The 15,150-nt window shown below is 57.8% G+C and carries 14 protein-coding genes; 10 read left to right on the top strand and 4 right to left on the bottom strand.

Translation table 11 applies throughout. The features are described from left to right. Nucleotides 1–49: 49 nt before the first annotated feature. Together tkt and tal are read right to left on the bottom strand one after the other, a co-directional pair. A complete protein-coding gene (gene tkt, locus ACOTYH_RS15795; RefSeq protein ID WP_421637813.1) occupies nt 50–2,038 on the bottom strand; it encodes a transketolase in 1,989 nt (662 codons plus the stop codon). Between the two features lie 19 nt (nt 2,039–2,057). Next, a complete protein-coding gene (gene tal, locus ACOTYH_RS15790; RefSeq protein WP_015572217.1) occupies nt 2,058–3,008 on the bottom strand; it encodes a transaldolase in 951 nt (316 codons plus the stop codon). Between the two features lie 286 nt (nt 3,009–3,294). Here tal and maeB point away from each other — a divergent pair, with 286 nt between their 5' ends. Next, entirely contained in the window at nt 3,295–5,574 is a 2,280-nt protein-coding gene (gene maeB / locus ACOTYH_RS15785; protein WP_058689126.1) for an NADP-dependent oxaloacetate-decarboxylating malate dehydrogenase, read from the top strand. Between the two features lie 84 nt (nt 5,575–5,658). Here the strand turns inward: maeB and hemF are convergent, their stop codons facing one another. After that, nucleotides 5,659–6,558, bottom strand: coding sequence for an oxygen-dependent coproporphyrinogen oxidase (gene hemF, locus ACOTYH_RS15780; protein ID WP_033487426.1), 900 nt, complete (start codon nt 6,556–6,558; stop codon nt 5,659–5,661). After that, on the bottom strand, nt 6,558–7,433 hold the full coding sequence (gene amiA / locus ACOTYH_RS15775; protein WP_058689125.1) for an N-acetylmuramoyl-L-alanine amidase AmiA: 876 nt from the start codon (nt 7,431–7,433) through the stop codon (nt 6,558–6,560). Before amiA ends, hemF begins: the two co-directional genes overlap by 1 nt. A gap of 212 nt (nt 7,434–7,645) precedes the next feature. Between amiA and ACOTYH_RS15770 the strand changes: the two genes are divergently transcribed. The 9 genes from ACOTYH_RS15770 to cysM all read left to right on the top strand — a co-directional run bounded on the left by ACOTYH_RS15770 (nt 7,646) and on the right by cysM (nt 15,150). Continuing rightward, nucleotides 7,646–8,071 (top strand): GNAT family acetyltransferase, encoded by a 426-nt coding sequence (locus ACOTYH_RS15770; protein ID WP_003861292.1) that lies wholly within the window; start codon nt 7,646–7,648, stop codon nt 8,069–8,071. After that, a complete protein-coding gene (locus tag ACOTYH_RS15765; protein WP_058689124.1) occupies nt 8,058–8,507 on the top strand; it encodes a DUF2919 domain-containing protein in 450 nt (149 codons plus the stop codon). The genes ACOTYH_RS15770 and ACOTYH_RS15765 overlap by 14 nt, the downstream gene beginning before the upstream one ends. A gap of 63 nt (nt 8,508–8,570) precedes the next feature. Next, entirely contained in the window at nt 8,571–9,146 is a 576-nt protein-coding gene (locus ACOTYH_RS15760) for an RpoE-regulated lipoprotein (RefSeq protein ID WP_058689123.1), read from the top strand. A gap of 92 nt (nt 9,147–9,238) precedes the next feature. Then, nucleotides 9,239–10,138, top strand: a complete 900-nt coding sequence (locus tag ACOTYH_RS15755; RefSeq protein ID WP_017383480.1) for a Dyp-type peroxidase — start codon at nt 9,239–9,241, stop codon at nt 10,136–10,138. Nucleotides 10,139–10,314: 176 nt separating this feature from the next. After that, nucleotides 10,315–11,328 carry a sulfate ABC transporter substrate-binding protein gene (locus ACOTYH_RS15750; protein ID WP_032649009.1) on the top strand — a complete coding sequence of 338 codons (1,014 nt, stop codon included), beginning with the start codon at nt 10,315–10,317 and terminating at the stop codon, nt 11,326–11,328. Next, complete coding sequence (cysT, locus tag ACOTYH_RS15745; RefSeq protein WP_017383478.1) at nt 11,328–12,161, top strand: sulfate/thiosulfate ABC transporter permease CysT; 834 nt, start codon at nt 11,328–11,330, stop codon at nt 12,159–12,161. Before ACOTYH_RS15750 ends, cysT begins: the two co-directional genes overlap by 1 nt. Next, nucleotides 12,161–13,036 (top strand): sulfate/thiosulfate ABC transporter permease CysW, encoded by an 876-nt coding sequence (gene cysW / locus ACOTYH_RS15740; RefSeq protein WP_003861305.1) that lies wholly within the window; start codon nt 12,161–12,163, stop codon nt 13,034–13,036. The genes cysT and cysW overlap by 1 nt, the downstream gene beginning before the upstream one ends. Next, complete coding sequence (gene cysA / locus ACOTYH_RS15735) at nt 13,026–14,120, top strand: sulfate/thiosulfate ABC transporter ATP-binding protein CysA (RefSeq protein WP_017383477.1); 1,095 nt, start codon at nt 13,026–13,028, stop codon at nt 14,118–14,120. Before cysW ends, cysA begins: the two co-directional genes overlap by 11 nt. A gap of 118 nt (nt 14,121–14,238) precedes the next feature. After that, on the top strand, nt 14,239–15,150 hold the full coding sequence (gene cysM / locus ACOTYH_RS15730) for a cysteine synthase CysM (RefSeq protein WP_023295110.1): 912 nt from the start codon (nt 14,239–14,241) through the stop codon (nt 15,148–15,150).

Genomic DNA, 15,150 nt, shown 5'->3' with positions numbered 1-15,150 from the left:
AACCGTAGGCCCGGTAAGGCGTAGCCGCCACCGGGCAACGCAGATCGCACTACAGCACGCTTAGCGCCTTCTCCACCACGTTCTCAACGGTAAAGCCGAAATACGGGAACAGCTTGTCGGCCGGGGCGGATTCACCGTAACCATGCATCCCGACAATTGCCCCTTTCAGACCCACGTATTTGTACCAGTAGTCGGCAATGCCAGCTTCAACCGCCACGCGCGCCGCGACGTTTGAAGGCAGCACCGATTCGCGGTACGCCTCATCCTGGGCATCAAAGATATCCGTTGAAGGCAGGGAAACCACGCGCACCGCGTGACCCTCGGCGGTCAGTTTCTCCGCCGCTTTTACAGTGATTTCCACCTCGGAACCGGTGGCGATCAGGATCACGTCTGGCTTGCCGCCGCTGTCTTTCAGGATGTACCCGCCGCGGGCGATATTTTTCACCTGCTCCGGCGTGCGCTCGATCTGCGCCAGGTTCTGGCGCGACAGGATCAGCGCCGTGGGTCCGTTATGACGCTCTACGGCCAGCTTCCAGCCCACTGCCGCTTCCACCTGATCGCAAGGACGCCAGGTGCTGAAGTTTGGCGTTAAGCGCAGGCTCGCCAGCTGCTCTACCGCCTGGTGCGTCGGCCCATCTTCACCCAGCCCGATAGAGTCGTGGGTGTACACCATGATTTGCCGCGCCTTCATCAGGGCCGCCATACGCGCCGCGTTACGGGCATATTCGACAAACATCAGGAAGGTGGCGGTGTACGGCACGAAGCCGCCATGGTGGGCCATGCCGTTGGCAATGGCGGTCATCCCAAACTCGCGCACGCCGTAGTGGATGTAGTTCCCGGCAATGTCCTCCTTCAGGGATTTAGAACCGGACCAGATGGTAAGGTTACTTGGCGCCAGATCCGCCGAGCCGCCCAGCAGTTCGGGCAGGATTGGGCCAATCGCGTTCAGGGTGTTTTGTGATGCCTTACGGGTAGCAATTTTCGCCGGGTTGGATTGCAGATTCTCAATCAGCGCATGAGTTTTCTCTTCCCAGTCTTCCGGCAGGCCGCCGCTCATGCGGCGGGTAAACTCAGCCGCCAGCTCCGGATACGCTTTTTTGTAGGCGGCAAACTTCTCGTTCCAGGCCTGCTGCGCTTTTTCACCTGTTTCGCGAGCATCCCAGGCCTTGTAGATCTCTTTTGGGATCTCAAAGGCCGGGTGTTTCCAGCCCAGTTTCTGGCGGGTCAGCGCCACTTCCTCTTCACCCAGCGCCGCGCCGTGCGCCTCCTCTTTGCCCGCTTTGTTCGGCGAGCCGAAGCCGATGGTGGTGCGGCAGATGATCAGGGACGGTTTGTCCTTCACGCTCTGCGCTTCCTGAATCGCTTTTTTCACCGCCTCTGGATCGTGACCGTCGATCTCGTGCACCACGTGCCAGTGATAGGCTTCAAAGCGTTTCGCCGTATCGTCGGTAAACCAGCCCTCGGTTTCCCCGTCAATGGAGATACCGTTGTGATCGTAGAAGCCAATCAGCTTGCCCAGCCCCAGGGTGCCCGCCAGAGAACAGACCTCGTGAGAGATCCCCTCCATCAGACAGCCGTCGCCCATAAAGACATAGGTATAGTGATCGACAATCTCGTGGTCGGGCTGGTTGAACTGCGCGGCCAGCGTACGTTCGGCAATCGCCAGGCCAACCGCATTCGCCAGCCCCTGGCCCAGCGGGCCGGTAGTGGTTTCAACGCCCGGCGTATAGCCGATCTCCGGGTGGCCCGGCGTTTTGGAGTGCAGCTGGCGGAAGTTTTTTAATTCCTCAAGCGGCAGATCGTAGCCGGAAAGGTGCAGCAGGCTGTAGAGCAGCATCGAGGCGTGCCCGTTGGAAAGAATAAAACGGTCGCGGTCGTACCAGGTCGGATCGGTAGGGTTGTGCTTCAGGAAGTCGTTCCACAGCACTTCGGCGATATCAGCCATACCCATGGGGGCGCCAGGGTGGCCTGAATTGGCTTTTTGTACGGCATCCATGCTGAGGGCGCGAATGGCGTTGGCGAGCTCTTTACGGGACATAGTTCACTCCGTGGCAAGGTTAAAGTTTGGCGGCGAGAAGATCTTCGAGTTTGCGCTGGTCGACGGCGAACTGACGGATGCCGTCCGCCAGTTTTTCCACGGCCATTGGGTCCTGATTGTGCTCCCAGCGGAATTCCGCTTCGGTCATGGGTTTTGGTTTTGGCAGAACGGTGGAGGTTGGCACCAGCTTGCGGATCACCGTCTCTTCACTCTCCTGAAGCTTTTTCAGCAGGTCAGGGGAGATGGTCAGCCGGTCGCAGCCCGCGAGCGCGAGGATCTGCTCGGTGCGGCGGAAGCTGGCCCCCATCACGATGGTCTCGTAGCGGTGCTGCTTGTAATAATCGTAGATATTACGCACCGATTTCACGCCGGGATCTTCGTCCACCACATACGGATCCATCGGCTGTTTCGCCTGATACCAGTCGTAGATACGTCCGACAAACGGTGAAATCAGGAACACGCCCGCTTCGGCGCAGGCACGCGCCTGGGCGAAGGAGAACAGCAGCGTCAGGTTACAGTTGATCCCCTCTTTCTCCAGCACTTCCGCCGCGCGGATTCCTTCCCAGGTGGAGGCAAGCTTGATCAGGATGCGTGATTTATCGATCCCCTGCTCCTGGTAGAGTTCCACCAGGCGGCGAGCCTTGCTAATGCTCTTTTCCTGGTCGAATGAGAGGCGGGCATCCACTTCGGTGGAGACGCGTCCCGGTATGCTTTTAAGAATTTCCGCACCGATATTGACCGCCAGCTTGTCACTGGCTTCGGCGACCTGCTGCTCCTGCGTTTTACCGCGCTGTTTGCCGTAGGCAAGGGCGTCATCAATCAGATGACTAAAGTGCGCAAGACCGGCCGCCTTGAGCAGCAGCGAGGGGTTGGTGGTCGCGTCTTCCGGCTGGTAGTGACGAATCGATTCGATGTCGCCGCTGTCTGCAACCACGGTGGTAAATTGTTTGATGCCGTCTAGCTGGTTCATAATTACTCCTTGGAAATAAAAGAGTTAGTCGAGTGCGTCAGGTCACACTTCTGAGAAAATCATGATGGACTTAACAAAAAAGCATAGCAGACGGGGGAGGCATTGCTGTCTGAGACGGGTAACATGGCTGTTATAAATTGATAACAATTTTTATTCTGCAATGGTGAGAGTTTGGCAGCCTTCAAAGTTTAGGAGCCTGCCTGCGGCGATACTATGCGGCACACCAGGGTGTGCATAGGAACGTCAACATCACCCTTTTTGACCGAAACGTGAAAGGAATAACAAGATGGATGATCAGTTAAAACAAAGCGCTCTCGATTTTCACGAGTTTCCTGTTCCGGGTAAAATCCAGGTATCCCCGACCAAACCGCTGGCGACCCAGCGCGATCTGGCGCTGGCCTACTCGCCAGGCGTAGCTGCCCCGTGCCTTGAAATCGAAAAAGATCCGCTGGCGGCGTACAAATACACCGCCCGTGGCAACCTGGTGGCCGTTATCTCTAACGGTACGGCGGTACTGGGGTTAGGGAACATTGGCGCGCTGGCCGGTAAGCCGGTGATGGAAGGGAAGGGCGTTCTGTTTAAGAAATTTGCCGGTATCGACGTCTTCGATATCGAAGTGGACGAACTGGACCCGGATAAATTCATCAACGTGGTGGCGGCGCTGGAGCCGACCTTCGGCGGCATCAACCTGGAAGACATCAAAGCGCCGGAATGTTTCTATATCGAGCAGAAGCTGCGCGAGCGTATGAACATTCCCGTGTTCCATGACGACCAGCACGGCACGGCGATTATCAGTACCGCCGCCATTCTGAACGGTCTGCGTGTGGTGGAGAAAAACCTCTCCGACGTGCGCATGGTGGTCTCCGGCGCTGGCGCCGCGGCCATCGCCTGTATGAACCTGCTGGTGGCGCTGGGCATGCAGAAACACAACATCGTGGTCTGCGACTCCAAAGGCGTGATTTACAAAGACCGCGAGCCAAACATGGCGGAAACCAAGGCGGCCTATGCGGTGGAAGACGACGGCAAGCGCACGCTAGAAGACGTCATTGAAGGTGCCGACATTTTCCTCGGCTGTTCAGGCCCGAAAGTACTGACCCAGGAGATGGTGCAGAAGATGGCGCGCGCGCCAATGATCCTGGCCCTGGCGAACCCGGAGCCGGAAATTCTGCCGCCGCTGGCGAAGGCAGTGCGTGAAGACGCGATCATCTGTACCGGACGTTCGGACTACCCGAACCAGGTGAACAACGTGCTCTGCTTCCCGTTCATCTTCCGCGGTGCGCTGGACGTCGGCGCTACGGCAATCAACGAAGAGATGAAGCTCGCCGCCGTTCATGCTATCGCAGAGCTGGCGCACGCCGAGCAGAGCGAAGTGGTGGCCTCCGCCTACGGCGATCAGGATCTGAGCTTCGGCCCGGACTACATTATCCCTAAACCATTTGACCCGCGTCTGATCGTGAAGATCGCGCCAGCGGTGGCCAAAGCGGCGATGGACTCTGGCGTGGCGACGCGGCCGATTGAAGATTTCGATGCCTACGTCGATAAACTCACCGAGTTCGTCTACAAAACCAACCTGTTTATGAAGCCGATCTTCTCCCAGGCGCGCGCTGACGCGAAGCGCGTGGTGCTGGCGGAAGGGGAAGAGGCGCGCGTGCTGCACGCCACGCAGGAGCTGATCACCTTAGGGCTGGCGAAACCGATCCTGATTGGTCGTCCGAGCGTGATCGAGATGCGTATCCAGAAGCTGGGCCTGCAAATTAAGCCGGGCGTCGACTTTGAGATCGTCAATAACGAATCCGATCCGCGCTTCAAAGAGTACTGGAACGAATACTATTCGATCATGAAGCGTCGGGGGATCACCCAGGAGCAGGCGCAGCGGGCGGTGATCAGCAACACCACGGTGATCGGCGCGATCATGGTTCATCGCGGTGAGGCGGATGCGCTGATCTGCGGCACCATCGGCGAGTATCATGAGCATTTCAGCGTGGTGCAGGAGATCTTCGGCTATCGCGAGGGGGTCCATACTGCCGGCGCAATGAACGCGCTGCTGCTGCCAAGCGGTAACACCTTTATCGCCGATACCTACGTTAACGACGATCCAACCCCGGACGAACTGGCGGAAATCACCGTGATGGCGGCGGAAACCGTGCGCCGCTTTGGTATCGAGCCGAAAGTGGCGCTGCTGTCGCACTCTAACTTCGGGTCATCCAAATCCGCGGCGGCGTGCAAAATGCGCCAGACGCTGGACCTGGTGCGCGAGCGTGCGCCGGAACTGATGATCGACGGCGAGATGCACGGCGACGCCGCGCTGGTGGAGAGCATTCGTAATGAACGTATGCCGGACAGCCCGCTGAAAGGCTCCGCGAATGTGCTGATTATGCCGAACGTAGAAGCGGCGCGTATCAGCTATAACCTGCTGCGCGTGTCGAGTTCTGAAGGGGTGACCGTAGGGCCAGTGCTGATGGGGGTGTCAAAACCGGTACATGTATTAACGCCGATTGCCTCCGTGCGTCGTATCGTCAACATGGTAGCGCTGGCGGTGGTTGAGGCACAGACGCAGCCGCTGTAATTTTTACCCTCACCCTAACCCTCTCCCAAAGGGAGAGGGAATTTATACTCCCTCTCCCTTTGGGAGAGGGCAGGGGTGAGGGGGTTACACCCAGTTCCGAACCCGAATAAACTCACGCAAGGCAGCCTCCGGGCTGCCTTCTTTGGGTTCAAAGCTGTATTCCCAGCGCACCAGCGGCGGCATCGACATCAGAATGGACTCCGTGCGCCCACCGGTTTGCAGGCCAAACAGCGTCCCGCGATCCCATACCAGGTTAAACTCCACGTAACGCCCGCGGCGGTACAGCTGGAACTCACGCTCGCGAACGCCGTAGTCGGTGTTTTTGCGGCGTTCGACAATCGGCAGATAGGCATCGGTAAAGCCTTTACCCACTGCGCGCATAAAGCTGAACGCGGTATCAAAATCCGGCGTGTTGAGATCGTCAAAGAACAGCCCGCCGATGCCGCGTTGCTCGTCGCGATGCTTCAGATAGAAATAATCATCGCACCACTTTTTGTATTTCGGGTAAACGTCTTCGCCAAACGGCAGGCAGAGGTCGCGCGCGGTGGTGTGCCAGTGCACGGCGTCCTCTTCGAAGCCATAGTAAGGCGTTAAGTCGAAACCGCCGCCAAACCACCAGACCGGATCGGCCCCCGGTTTTTCCGCGATGAAAAAGCGCACGTTGGCGTGGCTGGTTGGCACAAACGGGTTATGCGGATGCACCACCAGCGAGACGCCCATCGCCTCGAAGCTGCGGCCCGCCAGTTCAGGCCGATGCGCCGTGGCGGACGCCGGCATTGCATCACCGTGGACGTGGGAGAAGTTGACCCCGGCCTGTTCAAAAATGCCACCGTTACGCAGCACGCGGCTGCGTCCACCGCCGCCCGCTTCGCGCTGCCAGGCATCTTCCTGAAATTCACCGCCGTCTGCGGCGGCCAGTTTCTGGCAAATCGCGTCCTGTAACTGCATCAGGAAAGTTTTGACCAGTTGTGCATTCGGTTTCATCAACGTTTCCTGGAGTGCGCTTTTTGATTATCGAACCAGTTGAAATAACTGATGACCCCGGAGGCGATAGCGTTCGCGATCTTCTGACGAAACGCCGTGGTGCCGAGTAAACGCTCCTCTTCCGGGTTGGTAATGAACGAGGTTTCAACCAGCACGGACGGAATGGACGGGGACTTCAGCACCACAAACGCGGCCTGCTCGGTGCTTTTACTGTGCAGACGGTGCACGGGCTTAATCCGTTTAAGGATATGCGAGCCGAGCGTCAGGCTGTTTTTGATGGTATCGGTCTGCACGAGATCAAACAGAACCTGCTGCAACAGATGGTCTTTGTCGGTGGCTTTTTTCCCGGCCACTTCATCCGCCCGGTTTTCGCGATCGGAGAGGTATTTCGCCATGGCGCTACTGGCGCCACGGTTGGAGAGGGCGAACACCGATGCGCCTGCGGCGGAAGGGTTTGTGAAGCCATCCGCGTGAATGGACATAAACAGGTCGGCGCCGTGCTTATGGGCAATTTCCACGCGATCGTACAGCGGGATAAACGTGTCGCCCGTGCGCGTCAGGCGGGCGTCAATGCCGTTGCTGCGTAAAATTGCGCGCACATTTTTTGCAATTGCCAGCACGACGTGTTTTTCTTTCGACCCGTTTCCGCCAATGGCGCCGGTGTCGATCCCGCCGTGGCCCGGATCGAGCATGACCAGACGCTTTGCGCCGGCTTTTTTGGTTTTCGGCTTGCTGTGTCCGTTACTGGTTTTAAGCGAGCTCTCTTCTTTTGCCTGAACCTGCTTTGCGATGCCTGTTAACGTTAAGGCCGCCAGCCCCGCTTTGAGAACCTGACGACGCGATGTGAGTGCTTTTAATGGTTTGAATGTGCTCATGCGGCCTGAATTGTAAAAATTGGGGTCCTCGTGTTATATCGTATCGCGTTTTGCGTGACGACATTCCTTATTGAGAATTGTTTTACTTTTCATTTCAATACGTGACAAAGTGACATTATGCCAAATTTTGGCGAGTTTTTCCCCGGTTATTGGCTAAATGCCCTGTTCACGCCATAATCACTGTTTTTAAACCCGAAAAGGCGGTTAATACCATGGAGATACGCGTTTTTCGCCAGGAAGATTTCGAAGAGGTGATCACCCTTTGGGAGCGCTGCGATCTGCTGCGTCCGTGGAACGATCCGGAAATGGACATCGAACGGAAGGTGAATCACGACGTCAGTCTGTTTCTGGTCGCTGAGGTCAACGGCGAGGTGGTCGGGACGGTAATGGGCGGGTACGACGGCCACCGCGGGTCGGCCTACTATCTGGGCGTGCACCCGGAATATCGCGCGCGCGGCATCGCCAACGCGCTGCTTAACCGTCTGGAAAAGAAACTGATCGCCCGTGGCTGCCCGAAAATCCAGATTATGGTGCGGGAAGATAACGACGTGGTGCTGGGCATGTATGAACGTCTAGGCTACGAGCACGCGGATGTACTGACGCTGGGTAAGCGCCTGATCGAAGATGAAGAGTACTGAGTTCCACCCTGGCGACTATGATGCTCACGGTCGTCTGCGTCTGCCTTTTTTATTCTGGTGCGTTCTGCTGTTGCAGGCCCGCACCTGGGTGCTGTTCGTGATGGCTGGCGCGTCACGCGGGCAGGGCGATACGCTACTGAATCTCTTTTATCCCGATCACGATGCGTTCTGGCTGGGGTTACTGCCCGGTGTACCGGCGGTGCTGGCGTTCCTGTGCAGCGGTCGGCGGCAGTTCCTCCCGCGCTTCTGGCGCGCACTTCGCTGGCTGTTGATTCTGGCGCAGGTTGTGCTCCTGGTCTGGCAGCCCGTGCTCTGGCTGTACGGCGAGCCGCTTTCCGGTATCGGGATTGCGCTGGTGGTGGCGGATATTGTCGCGCTGCTGTGGCTGGTCACGAATCCCCGTTTACGCGCCTGTTTTACGCAAGAGTCAGATTAAAACGGCACTTTTTGCCGATACTGCACTCCAACAAGCGTTGATTTACTACGTAAGGACGTCTCAATGAAATCGCTGCGTTTACTTTTATGCGCTCTCCCGCTGGCGTTAACCGGCTGTTCCACGCTCTCATCCATCAACTGGTCTGCGGCCTATCCGTGGAACTGGTTTGGCTCCTTAACGGAAGTGACCGAGCAGGGCGTGGGCAAAATCACCGCCTCGACGGCGCTGGATCAGGATGCCATTCAGGAGGCCATCGGCAGTGATTATCGCCTGCGCAGCGGCATGAAAACCGAGAACGGCAACATCGTGCGCTATTTCGAAGCGTTGAAAGACGACAAGGTGGCGATGATCATCAACGGCGATAAAGGTACGGTCAACCGCATTGCGGTGATGGATGAAGAGATCCCGACCTCAGGTGGCGTGAAGGTAGGTACGCCGTTTGGCGAGCTCTACCAGAAAGCGTTTGGCCACTGCGCCAGCGTGCCGTCGGATGATAGCGTGGCGGTCGAGTGTAAGGCCGACGGCAGCCAGCACATTAGCTATGTATTCAGCGGCACCTGGAACGGTCCGGAAGGGTTAATGCCCTCTGACGACACCCTGAAAAAGTGGAAAGTGAGCAAAATTATCTGGAAGCAGTAATTTGCGCCTGAGCAAGCCGCCTCGCTGTAATCCAGGTATAATAGCCGCCATCAATGCCACGCTGTCGTGGCATCTTTTTTTCAGGAGGAGCGATGTCTCAGGTTCAGAGTGGCATTTTGCCAGAACATTGCCGCGCGGCGATTTGGATTGAAGCCAACGTCAAAGGGGACGTGGATGCCCTGCGCGCGGCCAGCAAAATTTTCGTTGATAAACTGGCCACCTTTCAGGCCAAATTCCCCGAAGCCCATCTGGGCGCGGTGGTTGCCTTTGGCAACACCGTCTGGCGTCAGCTGAGCGGCGGCGAAGGCGCAGAAGAGCTGAAAGACTTTATTCCTTATGGCAAAGGTCTTGCGCCCGCCACCCAGTATGACGTCCTGATCCATATCCTCTCCCTGCGCCATGACGTGAATTTCTCCGTCGCTCAGGCAGCGATTGAGGCCTTTGGTGACAGCATCGACGTGCAGGAAGAGATCCACGGTTTCCGCTGGGTGGAAGAGCGCGATTTGAGCGGCTTCGTCGACGGCACCGAAAACCCGGCCGGGGAAGAGACGCGTCGCGAGGTGGCTGTAATCAAGGATGGCGTGGACGCGGGCGGCAGCTACGTGTTCGTCCAGCGCTGGGAGCATAACCTCAGGCAGCTCAACCGCATGAGCGTGCATGACCAGGAGATGATGATTGGCCGCACCAAAGACGCCAATGAAGAGATTGACGGCGATGCGCGTCCGGTCACGTCCCACCTGACCCGCGTTGACCTTAAAGAAGACGGTAAGGGGCTGAAGATTGTTCGCCAGAGCCTGCCGTACGGCACCGCGAGCGGTACGCACGGCCTGTACTTCTGCGCTTACTGTGCGCGCCTCTACAACATCGAACAGCAGCTGCTGAGCATGTTTGGCGATACCGACGGCAAGCGTGACGCCATGCTGCGCTTCACCCGTCCCGTGACCGGCGGCTACTACTTTGCGCCGTCCGTTGAGCGCCTGCTGGCGCTGTAAATCGCTCTCCATTCGTAGGCCGGGTAAGCGTTAGCGCCACCCGGCAATTTCTCCCGCACCCCTTATTCCCTTTTCTGCTTCTAAATCACCAAACGGTATATAAAACCGTTACTCCTTTAGACTCCGTTATAAATATTATGACTATAAGATAGTCATCACATTTATAAGGGTGCGCAATGGCCGTTACTGTACTGAAAAAAGGATCGCTGGCACTGGCAGGTTTACTGCTGGTGGCGCAGGCGCAGGCAACCGAGTTGCTGAACAGTTCTTATGATGTTTCGCGCGAGCTGTTTGCCGCCCTTAATCCCGCATTTGAACAGCAGTGGGCGAAAGAGAACAACGGCGACAAGCTGACCATCAAACAGTCGCACGCTGGCTCATCCAAGCAGGCGCTGGCCATTTTGCAGGGGCTGAAAGCGGATGTGGTGACCTACAACCAGGTCACGGACGTGCAGATCCTGCACGACAAAGGCAAGCTGATCCCGGCGGACTGGCAAAGCCGCCTGCCGAACAACAGTTCGCCGTTCTACTCCACCATGGGCTTCCTGGTGCGCAAGGGCAACCCGAAAAACATTCACGACTGGAACGACCTGGTGCGTTCTGACGTCAAGCTGATTTTCCCGAATCCGAAAACCTCCGGCAACGCGCGTTATACCTATCTGGCGGCGTGGGGCGCGGCGGACAAAGCTGACGGTAACGATAAAGCGAAAACCGAACAGTTTATGACCCAGTTCCTGAAAAATGTCGAAGTGTTTGACACCGGCGGCCGGGGCGCAACCACCACTTTCGCCGAGCGCGGGCTGGGCGATGTGCTGATCAGCTTTGAATCCGAAGTGAACAATATTCGTAAACAGTACGAAGCGCAGGGCTTCGAAGTGGTTATCCCGAAAACCAACGTTCTGGCCGAGTTCCCGGTGGCGTGGGTGGATAAAAACGTCAAAGCCAACGGCACAGAGAAAGCGGCAAAAGCCTATCTCAACTATCTGTACAGCCCGCAGGCGCAGACGGTGATTACTGACTATTACTACCGCGTTAATAATCCGGACGTGATGAACAAGCTGAAAGACAAATTCCCGCAGACCGAGCTGTTCCGCGTGGAAGATCATTTCGGCGCCTGGCCTGAGGTGATGAAAACGCATTTTGCCAGCGGCGGTGAGTTAGACAAATTGCTGGCGGCGGGGCGTAAGTAATGTTTGCAGGATCAACAAGACGTGTGCTGCCGGGTTTTACCTTAAGCCTCGGGACCAGCCTGCTGTTCGTCTGTCTGATTTTATTGTTACCGCTCAGCGCTCTGGTGATGCAGCTCGCTGAGATGAGCTGGTCCCAGTACTGGGAAGTGGTCACCAACCCGCAGGTGGTGGCGGCCTACAAGGTCACGCTGCTGTCTGCGTTCGTGGCCTCGATTTTTAACGGCGTGTTTGGCCTGCTGATGGCATGGATCTTAACCCGCTATCGCTTCCCGGGCCGCACGCTGCTCGACGCCCTGATGGATCTGCCGTTTGCCCTGCCGACGGCGGTGGCCGGTCTGACGCTGGCGTCGCTGTTCTCCGTGAACGGCTTTTACGGCGAATGGCTGGCGAAGTTTGATATTAAAGTGACCTATACCTGGATCGGTATCGCGGTGGCGATGGCCTTCACCAGCATCCCGTTTGTGGTACGTACCGTGCAGCCGGTGCTGGAAGAGTTAGGCCCCGAATACGAAGAGGCTGCGGAGACCCTGGGCGCCACGCGCTGGCAGAGTTTCCGTAAGGTTGTGCTGCCGGAACTTTCTCCGGCCTTGCTGGCGGGGGTGGCGCTTTCCTTTACCCGCAGCCTCGGTGAATTTGGCGCGGTCATTTTTATTGCCGGGAACATCGCGTGGAAAACCGAAGTGACCTCGCTGATGATTTTTGTCCGTTTGCAGGAGTTTGATTATCCGGCCGCGAGCGCGATTGCCTCGGTGATCCTTGCCGCGTCGCTGCTGCTACTGTTTTCGATTAACACTCTGCAAAGTCGCTTTGGTCGACGTGTGGTAGGTCACTGATGGCGGAAGTTACGCAATTGAAGCGCTATGACGCGCCCCGCATCAACTGGGGCAAATGGTTTCTGATTGGTACCGGCGTGCTGGTCTCCGCATTCATTCTCGTCGTGCCGATGGTGTACATCTTCGTGCAGGCCTTCAGCAAAGGGATTATGCCCGCGCTGCAAAACCTGGCCGATCCGGACATGCTCCACGCCATCTGGCTGACGGTGATGATTGCTCTGATCACCGTCCCGGTGAATCTGGTGTTTGGCGTATTGCTGGCCTGGCTGGTAACGCGCTTTAACTTCCCGGGGCGTCAGCTGCTGCTGACCCTGCTGGATATCCCGTTTGCGGTGTCTCCGGTGGTGGCGGGTCTGGTTTATCTGCTCTTCTACGGCTCCAATGGCCCGCTGGGCGGCTGGCTGGATGAGCACGACCTGCAAATCATGTTCGCCTGGCCGGGGATGGTGCTGGTGACCGTCTTTGTCACCTGTCCGTTCGTGGTGCGCGAGCTGGTGCCGGTGATGCTCAGCCAGGGCAGCCATGAAGATGAAGCCGCGGTGCTGCTCGGCGCTTCCGGCTGGCAGATGTTCCGCCGCGTCACGCTGCCGAATATCCGCTGGGCACTGCTTTACGGCGTGGTGCTGACCAACGCCCGTGCGATCGGTGAGTTTGGCGCGGTGTCGGTGGTATCCGGCTCGATTCGCGGCGAAACCCTGTCGCTGCCGTTACAGATTGAATTACTGGAACAGGACTACAACACCGTCGGTTCCTTTACTGCCGCAGCGTTGCTGACGCTGATGGCGATTTTGACCCTGTTTTTGAAGAGTGTGGTGCAGTGGCGTTTAGAGAATCAGGAAAAACGTCAGCATCAGGAGGGAAATCATGAGCATTGAGATTGCCAATATTAAGAAGTCTTTTGGTCGCACCCAGGTGCTGAATGATATCTCGCTGGATATCCCTTCCGGACAAATGGTGGCGCTGCTGGGGCCGTCTGGCTCCGGAAAAACCACGCTGTTGCGCATTATCGCCGGGCTTGAACACCAGACCAGCGGACATATTCGCTTCCACGGTACGGACGTTAGCCGCCTGCACGCCCGCGACCGTAAAGTGGGCTTTGTATTTCAGCATTACGCGCTGTTCCGCCACATGACGGTATTCGACAACATCGCGTTTGGCCTGACCGTGCTGCCGCGTCGTGAACGTCCAGATGCCGCCGCCATCAAAGCGAAAGTGACCAAACTGCTGGAGATGGTGCAGCTTGCGCATCTGGCGGACCGCTTCCCGGCTCAACTTTCCGGCGGGCAGAAGCAGCGCGTGGCGCTGGCGCGTGCGTTAGCCGTTGAACCGCAAATCCTGCTGCTGGACGAACCGTTTGGCGCGCTGGATGCGCAGGTGCGAAAAGAGCTGCGCCGTTGGCTGCGTCAGCTGCATGAGGAACTCCAGTTCACCAGCGTTTTCGTGACCCACGATCAGGAAGAGGCGATGGAAGTGGCCGATCGCGTGGTAGTGATGAGTCAGGGCAACATTGAGCAGGTTGACGAGCCAGAGCAGCTCTGGCGTGAACCGGCGACCCGCTTTGTGCTGGAGTTTATGGGGGAAGTAAACCGCCTTCAGGGTACCATTCGCGGCGGTCAGTTCCACGTTGGCGCGCACCGCTGGCCGCTGGGGTATACCTCCGCGCATCAGGGGCCAGTGGATCTGTTCCTGCGTCCGTGGGAAGTGGACGTCAGCCGCCGTACCAGCCTGGATTCACCGCTTCCGGTGCAGGTGCTGGAAGCTAGCCCTAAAGGGCACTACACCCAATTAGTGGTACAGCCCCTGGGCTGGTACACCGAGCCGCTGACCGTGGTTATGCGTGACGACGTGCCGCCGCACCGGGGGGAGCGTCTTTTTGTGGGGCTGCAACACGCGCGCATTTATCACGGTAACGAGCGCATTGAGACGCGCGAGGATATTGCTCTGGCGGAGTCAGCCTGATAGGTTATTAGTATGTTTATCGCCCGGTGGCGCTGCGCTGACCGGGCCTACAGTTATCACTGCGTCTTGTAGGCCGGGTAAGCTAAGCGCCACCCGGCTTTTTTATTGAGTAAAAATCGTGAATACACTCGAACACACCATCGGCAACACCCCTCTGGTCAAGCTTCAGCGCATGGGGCCCGATAACGGCAGCGAAATCTGGGTCAAACTCGAAGGTAATAACCCGGCGGGGTCGGTGAAAGACCGGGCGGCACTGTCGATGATTGTCCAGGCCGAGAAGCGCGGTGAAATTAAGCCAGGCGACGTGCTCATTGAGGCCACCAGCGGAAATACCGGAATTGCGCTGGCGATGATTGCCGCCCTGAAAGGCTACCGCATGAAGCTGCTGATGCCGGATAACATGAGCCAGGAGCGCCGGGCCGCCATGCGCGCCTATGGAGCCGAGCTGATTCTGGTGAGCAAAGAGCAGGGGATGGAAGGGGCGCGAGATTTAGCGTTAGCGATGGCGGAGCGCGGGGAAGGCAAGCTTCTCGACCAGTTCAACAACCCGGACAACCCGTACGCGCACTACACCACCACCGGCCCGGAAATCTGGCAGCAAACCGACGAGCGCATCACCCACTTTGTCTCCAGCATGGGGACCACGGGCACGATCACCGGTGTGTCACGCTTTCTGCGCGAACAGGAGAAGCCGGTGACGATTGTCGGCCTGCAACCGGAAGAGGGGAGCAGCATTCCGGGCATCCGCCGCTGGCCGGCGGAGTATATGCCGGGCATCTTTAATGCGCAGCTTGTGGACCAGGTGCTGGATATTCATCAGCGCGAGGCGGAAAATACCATGCGTGAGCTGGCCGTGCGTGAAGGTATCTTCTGCGGCGTCAGCTCTGGCGGTGCCGTAGCGGGTGCGATCCGGGTGGCTGAGTCCACGCCGGGGGCGGTGGTCGTAGCGATTATTTGCGATCGCGGCGACCGTTATCTGTCTACCGGCGTCTTTGGTGAAGAGAGTTATTCGCAGGGGGCGGGGATTTAA

The organism is Enterobacter cloacae complex sp. SHL001 (assembly GCF_049236825.1).
Lineage (GTDB): Bacteria > Pseudomonadota > Gammaproteobacteria > Enterobacterales > Enterobacteriaceae > Enterobacter > Enterobacter hormaechei_C.
Note: the sequence above shows the minus strand (reverse complement) of the source record. Positions and strands in the feature narration are given on the sequence as shown.

What these genes read in the sequence shown, in the direction of transcription:
- ACOTYH_RS15765 (WP_058689124.1), top strand. Translation starts at nt 8,058, where the DNA reads ATGAAGAGTACTGAGTTCCACCCTGGCGACTATGATGCTCACGGTCGT.
- ACOTYH_RS15750 (WP_032649009.1), top strand. Translation starts at nt 10,315, where the DNA reads ATGGCCGTTACTGTACTGAAAAAAGGATCGCTGGCACTGGCAGGTTTA.
- ACOTYH_RS15770 (WP_003861292.1), top strand. Translation starts at nt 7,646, where the DNA reads ATGGAGATACGCGTTTTTCGCCAGGAAGATTTCGAAGAGGTGATCACC.
- amiA (WP_058689125.1), bottom strand. Translation starts at nt 7,433, where the DNA reads ATGAGCACATTCAAACCATTAAAAGCACTCACATCGCGTCGTCAGGTT.
- cysT (WP_017383478.1), top strand. Translation starts at nt 11,328, where the DNA reads ATGTTTGCAGGATCAACAAGACGTGTGCTGCCGGGTTTTACCTTAAGC.
- tal (WP_015572217.1), bottom strand. Translation starts at nt 3,008, where the DNA reads ATGAACCAGCTAGACGGCATCAAACAATTTACCACCGTGGTTGCAGAC.
- hemF (WP_033487426.1), bottom strand. Translation starts at nt 6,558, where the DNA reads ATGAAACCGAATGCACAACTGGTCAAAACTTTCCTGATGCAGTTACAG.
- ACOTYH_RS15760 (WP_058689123.1), top strand. Translation starts at nt 8,571, where the DNA reads ATGAAATCGCTGCGTTTACTTTTATGCGCTCTCCCGCTGGCGTTAACC.
- tkt (WP_421637813.1), bottom strand. Translation starts at nt 2,038, where the DNA reads ATGTCCCGTAAAGAGCTCGCCAACGCCATTCGCGCCCTCAGCATGGAT.
- cysW (WP_003861305.1), top strand. Translation starts at nt 12,161, where the DNA reads ATGGCGGAAGTTACGCAATTGAAGCGCTATGACGCGCCCCGCATCAAC.
- maeB (WP_058689126.1), top strand. Translation starts at nt 3,295, where the DNA reads ATGGATGATCAGTTAAAACAAAGCGCTCTCGATTTTCACGAGTTTCCT.
- cysA (WP_017383477.1), top strand. Translation starts at nt 13,026, where the DNA reads ATGAGCATTGAGATTGCCAATATTAAGAAGTCTTTTGGTCGCACCCAG.
- ACOTYH_RS15755 (WP_017383480.1), top strand. Translation starts at nt 9,239, where the DNA reads ATGTCTCAGGTTCAGAGTGGCATTTTGCCAGAACATTGCCGCGCGGCG.